The sequence below is a fragment of the Undibacterium sp. RTI2.2 genome (genome assembly GCF_035018705.1).
Classification (GTDB): Bacteria; Pseudomonadota; Gammaproteobacteria; order Burkholderiales; family Burkholderiaceae_D; genus Undibacterium.
Window position 1 is genome coordinate 1 of record NZ_JASJXN010000083.1, and the last position, 5,611, is coordinate 5,611.

5 protein-coding genes and 2 pseudogenes are annotated in these 5,611 nt (G+C 45.3%); 3 read left to right on the top strand and 4 right to left on the bottom strand.

The window, feature by feature from the left end; translation table 11 throughout:
- Window positions 1–415: 415 nt before the first annotated feature.
- The 3 genes from QN395_RS20820 to QN395_RS20830 all read right to left on the bottom strand — a co-directional run bounded on the left by QN395_RS20820 (window position 416) and on the right by QN395_RS20830 (window position 3,615).
- A complete protein-coding gene (locus QN395_RS20820; protein ID WP_323492935.1) occupies window positions 416–1,270 on the bottom strand; it encodes an NAD(P)-dependent oxidoreductase in 855 nt (284 codons plus the stop codon).
- Between the two features lie 602 nt (window positions 1,271–1,872).
- Window positions 1,873–2,430, bottom strand: coding sequence for a cytochrome b (locus QN395_RS20825; RefSeq protein ID WP_322121764.1), 558 nt, complete (start codon window positions 2,428–2,430; stop codon window positions 1,873–1,875).
- Between the two features lie 222 nt (window positions 2,431–2,652).
- Window positions 2,653–3,615, bottom strand: a complete 963-nt coding sequence (locus tag QN395_RS20830; RefSeq protein WP_322121763.1) for a cation diffusion facilitator family transporter — start codon at window positions 3,613–3,615, stop codon at window positions 2,653–2,655.
- 542 nt (window positions 3,616–4,157) lie between these two features.
- Between QN395_RS20830 and QN395_RS20835 the strand changes: the two genes are divergently transcribed.
- The 3 genes and pseudogenes from QN395_RS20835 to QN395_RS20840 all read left to right on the top strand — a co-directional run bounded on the left by QN395_RS20835 (window position 4,158) and on the right by QN395_RS20840 (window position 5,358).
- Window positions 4,158–4,727: a DUF4337 family protein gene (locus QN395_RS20835; RefSeq protein WP_322121762.1), complete on the top strand. Its 570-nt coding sequence runs from the start codon at window positions 4,158–4,160 to the stop codon at window positions 4,725–4,727.
- Between the two features lie 235 nt (window positions 4,728–4,962).
- A pseudogene (locus QN395_RS21725) lies at window positions 4,963–5,160 on the top strand (HipA domain-containing protein); the annotation flags it as partial.
- A 3-nt stretch (window positions 5,161–5,163) separates the two neighbouring features.
- Complete coding sequence (locus QN395_RS20840; RefSeq protein ID WP_322121761.1) at window positions 5,164–5,358, top strand: hypothetical protein; 195 nt, start codon at window positions 5,164–5,166, stop codon at window positions 5,356–5,358.
- Window positions 5,359–5,417: 59 nt separating this feature from the next.
- On the opposite strand, the pseudogene QN395_RS20845 reads toward QN395_RS20840, so the two are convergent.
- Window positions 5,418–5,611: pseudogene (locus tag QN395_RS20845) on the bottom strand (IS6 family transposase); the annotation flags it as partial.

Here is a 5,611-nt window from a genome sequence, read left to right on the forward strand (position 1 = left end):
GCTGTGTTAAATCGCATGCTCGCTGCTGGACGCCCAAACTCCGTCCGTAGTCAGAAAGTTCCTGCATAAATGATCGGAGTTGGGGTACTTTTTACTTCAACTTTTAAGTGCACCAACGCCAGTTCGAGTTGTACGGTGTGATCGTTATAGCGAACTGTAAGAGCAATGTCTGAGTTAATTACAGAAATTCTGATTAAAAGCATATGCGAGGTAAAGTTCGAAAAAACGATTTATGATTATTTTGCGTCAGCGTATGCCGATGTTACCTCAGGTGGTGACAATGCTAATTGTGATTATATGAACGATATAAGTCGTTGTAATTTTTTCGACCCCAATCGATGTGACGTTGGACTGCGGTCTGTGAGTTCAAGCTTTTAGCTCGGATTGTCTAAACGAGAACCGCAGCCAGCTATACTCAAGGCCGCACCACTGCATCGATTCCAAGCACGCTGGCATCTTCAGCACCATGTCCAGCGGCGATGAGCTGATCCATTCTGGCCGCAATTGCTGGCAGTGTTGCCATCGAGCGACTGCCAGATGTTTCCAACATCAGACGCACATCCTTGCGTGCCATCACTAGCTCAAAACTCGGAGCGAAGTTGCCTTTTGCCATGTTGAGCCCGCGACCGCCGACCGTCGCATTTAAGTCCAGCATACCAAGCAACTTGATCGCATCTTCACCATGTATATCGCTTGCCTGCGCCAGAGTCAGCACATCTGCCATTACTGCAGAGAGGCCAATGATCATTGCATTACCTAGTAATTTGTTCGCGGCGGCAAGGTCGGATCGTTCTCCTATATAAACCAGACGCCCGGTCATCTTGGCGAGATCTGCCTTGACCGATTCGAATAGAGCACTTGGGCCAGCAACCATCATTGAACCTTGAGCGTTTCTAGCAGCCGGTGGTCCCATAAAGACAGGGCAGTGCAAATACTTCAATCCTGCGGTATGAAGTTGTTCAGCGCGCTTTGCGGTGAGTACCGGCAAGGTCGTAGTATGATCAATGATGATCGTACCAGGCTCGAGTGCAGTACGTGCCATGGCAATAACTTCTTCGACAACTGCGTCATCTTTTAGCACTAGATGCACTCGCGATGCACCTCGGACTGCGTCAGCAGGAGTTGCGGCGGCTTTGACACCAAATTGCATCAAAGCGTTAACTTTGTCCGCAGAACGATTCCATGCGGTGACTGAGTCACCACGTTTTGCCGCAGCTTCAGCGAATGCACCGCCGAGCAATCCTGTCCCAAGAAAGCTGATATTTGCCATGGTTTTATCCTATTGAAATTACACTTGAATGGTGATTATTGAGAGAATAGTTTTGAGTAATTCTAAACGATGCTTATATTTTACTATAGTCCGTTAAATTGCCGTTAGAGAGACCTGACCCGGTCAGTTGGTTTACAGTTGCTGGGCTGGTATGTCAAAACCTAGCCCATAAAACGGATGGATAACAGAGTCTCATAGCCCTAGTGAGCCGTTAGCGTAATGAACTTCTAGATTGCAAAACACTGATAAAGGATGAACTGACCTGCTCAATATTATAGCGATGCATTTCTCCATCAATGTGGAGGGGCATGATGGCGGAGAGGAACCTCAACAAAGTGACCACAGATCTTTCGTTACAAGGCTAAAATCTTAAAACCATTGTCTAGCAGAGCGCATATACGATCAAGCGGATGCTCGTGCCGGTGCTCAAATGTAAGCAGTTCCGGTCCATCAGTATCGTGCTCGCTGGATTAGTACTGGTGTAAATAGACAGTTAGAGATTGATGGAATTAAATCTACGCCGCACACAAATCGATTTTACTTATCGGTGACATAGTTCCTGCTATTGTCGTCTTCCGATCAACAATGCGACAGAATCGGTTTTAGAACCACATTCGGTAAAAGACGCGGTCTCTATCTATGAATAGGTGCTTTAGGCCGGCTAGCACATGCAGGACGATCAGGGTCGTCAGGATAAAAGCTAAGATTGAGTGCGCAGCAAAAAATTGTTCAGCGATGTCATGATTGGGAGTCGTCCAGGCTGGGAGTTTCATTCCGAATAGTGATACACCTCGCTTGGTATAAGATGTCCCTATAAATCCGATAATAGGCATGGCAAACATGCTGCCATAAAGCAGCCATTGGATAATGCTTGCTAAATTCTTTTGCCAGCCAGGGACGTTATCTGACAATGGCTCTGGTTTGTGTCTGATCCGCCAGACTATGCGAATCAGAATTAGTATGAGGACGAGTATGCCGAACGATTTATGTTGATCAAAATACCAACCACTCCCAGGCTCATCCTCAATCGACATCATGTACCAGCCCACGCACAGTAAGCCGATGATCAAGAGTGCGGATACCCAGTGGAGCCAAATTGCGGGCTTGTGATATTTCCAATTGTGTTCAGACTCTGTGCCAAAGTTAATATGCTTCGCCATGCGATTTCCTAGGTTAGTTATTAGGATACAAAACTGATCTATTTAAGTACCTTAGGTAGCGAGCCGCAGAAACATATACTTAGAAACTACGTTAAGCAACATGAGCAAGGCATTTAAAGGACGAAAGGTGAGAGGCCAATTCTGGTCATTTTTGTTAAGCTTTTCTGCAGTTTTCGAAGCTACAAAATTTCACCTTTCTACTTTGATGCCGTGTTATTCGTCCTAGTCTGATGGGGAGATTTGTACTTTATTTTCGTGATCTAGATCTGGTTTTTTCCATGGATCAATGTGCGTCATTAGGTTGAGCACTCTGTGGCGCTCCAGCACACGACGCCTGGCATCGACTGCAATGTCATGTCCGGCCTCCACTGTCAGTGATGCTTCGACTTCTAGGTGCACATCGGCGACGATCATGTCACCCATCTTCCGCGTACGCAAATCATGAACGTTGCTCACACCAGGTGTTTCTAACAATGTGATTCGGATTGCGTTGAGTTCGATCTGGTCGACTGCTCGATCCATTAAATCATGTAGGGCATCCCAAGCAAATCCCCAACCCATTTTGAGAATCATGAATCCTACAATCAGTGCGGCAATAGGGTCAAGTATTGGATAGCCTGCTAAATTACCGATGATACCTACGCCGACCACAAATGATGATGCCGCATCTGAACGGGCGTGCCATGCATTTGCAATCAGCATGCTTGATTTGATGCGCTTGGCGATGGCAAGCATGTAGCGAAAAAGTAGCTCTTTGGTGCATAGCGCTATAGCCGCCATCCATAAGGCAATACTCTGTACTTGTGCGATGGTATCCGGAGCTTCAAGCTTCAATACAGCAGTCCAAATCATGCCTGCACCAACTGCGAGTAGTAACAACCCTAGAATCAACGAGGCCGCATTTTCAAATCGCTGATGACCATAAGGATGGTCGTCATCGGCGTCTTTCTTGCTGTGATGACTGGCAAATAGCACAACAAAATCCGACACCAGGTCGGATAACGAATGAATGCCGTCAGCAATCAAGCCTTGTGATTTAGCGAATATACCTATGCTAATTTGAGCAACACTCAAGCAAATATTGACACCTACGCTCACCCAGGTACTTCGCGATGCCGCAGTTGCTCTCTCAGTTGCCGAATGCAAGGAATTCTCGTTCTGGTGTTCAACTTCAGTTGGGTTCATATTGACGCAATAATTTAGTAGTACATGATTTACGATAAACCAGCATCTTAAGGGACATTGCTTTTCTATGCGAGTAGAGGTGCTTCGAATCATATTCGCAATGATTCGCGTTTTACCTGCCAGGCATATATTAATAAAGAATCTGTTGATTCTTATGCCCTTCCTCGTAGTCCCATCTGCTTAGTTTTTAAGATAATCTTGTCGCCTAACACTTAGTTTGAGAATGAAAAATCTGTCTAGGATCGAATTAACGAACGCGGTAATTAACTCATAGGCGAAATTTTTTTGATCAGTTGTAAGTGTTGGCCAAAGAAATTCGCTCAATTAGTTTGAGGATGATTGCGATCCCTTTGATAAGTTTGATTTGTGTCAGTTAATACGACAGAACCGTTTGAGTTCGAGTAATATTCTTAATAATAAATCTAGCTTCATCTTTAAAGTCGTCTGCTACCTTCGCTAGAATGATACTGACTAAGTATTTAGCTTTCAGTTCAGGGGCAGCATTTGCATCGCATTATCACTTACCACTTTAGAGGGAATATATGGAAGAAGAATATGAAGTTCCTAGCCCGCACGAACACGCGCTTGATGATGCTGCTGAAAAAGAAAGCAATGGTTTAGCACAAAAAATTGCTTTGATGACGGCTGTTCTTGCCACCGTTGGTGCACTCATCAGCTACGAAAGCGGTGCTGCGCAAAATGAAGCGATGTTCCTAAAAAATCAAAGCATCCTTAAACAGGCGGAAGCATCCGACCAATGGGCATTTTATCAAGCGAAATCCATCAAGAGCCATCTTGATGATGCTGTTGCCGCGTTATCTACTACTTCGGAAATCAAAGAACGTTTTTTGGTAGACAAGCTAAAAGAAGAAAAAGAGAGGGTTGAAGTACAAGCCGAGGCGAAGAAACTACAAGCAGAATCCCGCAGATTAGGAGAAGAATCTGAAGCAAAGCTTAAGCCACATGAACGTTTGGCTCTAGCTTTGACCTTCATCCAGATCGCAATCGCACTTGCAGCAATTACAGTGCTGACCAAGCGGCGTTGGTTGCTCTGGGGCTCTGTTGCGTCCTCTGCAATTGGAATCGCTGCTGCAATCACCACATTTTTTTGAACACGAAGGCAATTCAAACGAAAACCACGCAGACACAAAACGCGTACCTTAGAGGCAAATATCTAGCATTCGGCTTAGGATTTGTCTCCTTGTACAAAGGTAGACATTATGGAGTATGAATGCCGCGTGAATAATGTACCGGAAAGCGCACTGGAAACTGCCATAAATGGCGCGTTAAAAGTGTACCAATCCCAGCCTGTAGTCTTATGCTGTAGTCTCAACCAAGCGACTAGAGAGCGCTAAGCAGCTATATAAATTAATGTTACTCAATTATGCTTTGCATAATGGTGATGCGCATCTGAAGAATTTTGCTCTGGTATACACAAACTATGAAGATGCATTTCTCTCACCTGTCTACGATGTAGTAACTACGTCTGCATATCCACATCTAGAAGATAAGCCCGCCCTCACATTACAAGGAAAAAAAGCCTAGTGGATGGGGAAGCAGCTTCGACAACTTGCAACAACGCGTTTGTCTTTGCTATCGCGTGATCTTGACGAAGCAGAGAATAGCATTAGTCGAGCGATTGGTCAGACCTTGCCATTAGTTTCGACAATGATTGAGCGCTATCCATATTTTAGAGAAACGGGTAAGCGTATGTTGATTGAATGGGTATTGTCAACTTGCTGAACGGAGACGGCGAGTTGTACAATTTTAGGCGAACTTGCATTTGCCCGGGTAACACGGTGTCATGGATTAGGTTTTTTTGCTACGTTGGTGACCTCATGCCATACAGAAAATGCCTGTGTACGCATGTGTCGGTACTGCTCCGCGGTCATACGGTTTCGCTGACACCGGAAAGCATGGTTGATCGGGCCATGAGCCGATAAAAAGCGCTGAGCATGGCCCGATGACTTGAAGCGCCGCATCTGTCGTTCTCGTT

Coding starts and splice junctions, on each gene's coding strand:
- QN395_RS20830 (WP_322121763.1), bottom strand. CDS start 3,615: ATGAACCCAACTGAAGTTGAACACCAGAACGAGAATTCCTTGCATTCG.
- QN395_RS20825 (WP_322121764.1), bottom strand. CDS start 2,430: ATGGCGAAGCATATTAACTTTGGCACAGAGTCTGAACACAATTGGAAA.
- QN395_RS20840 (WP_322121761.1), top strand. CDS start 5,164: ATGGGGAAGCAGCTTCGACAACTTGCAACAACGCGTTTGTCTTTGCTA.
- QN395_RS20835 (WP_322121762.1), top strand. CDS start 4,158: ATGGAAGAAGAATATGAAGTTCCTAGCCCGCACGAACACGCGCTTGAT.
- QN395_RS20820 (WP_323492935.1), bottom strand. CDS start 1,270: ATGGCAAATATCAGCTTTCTTGGGACAGGATTGCTCGGCGGTGCATTC.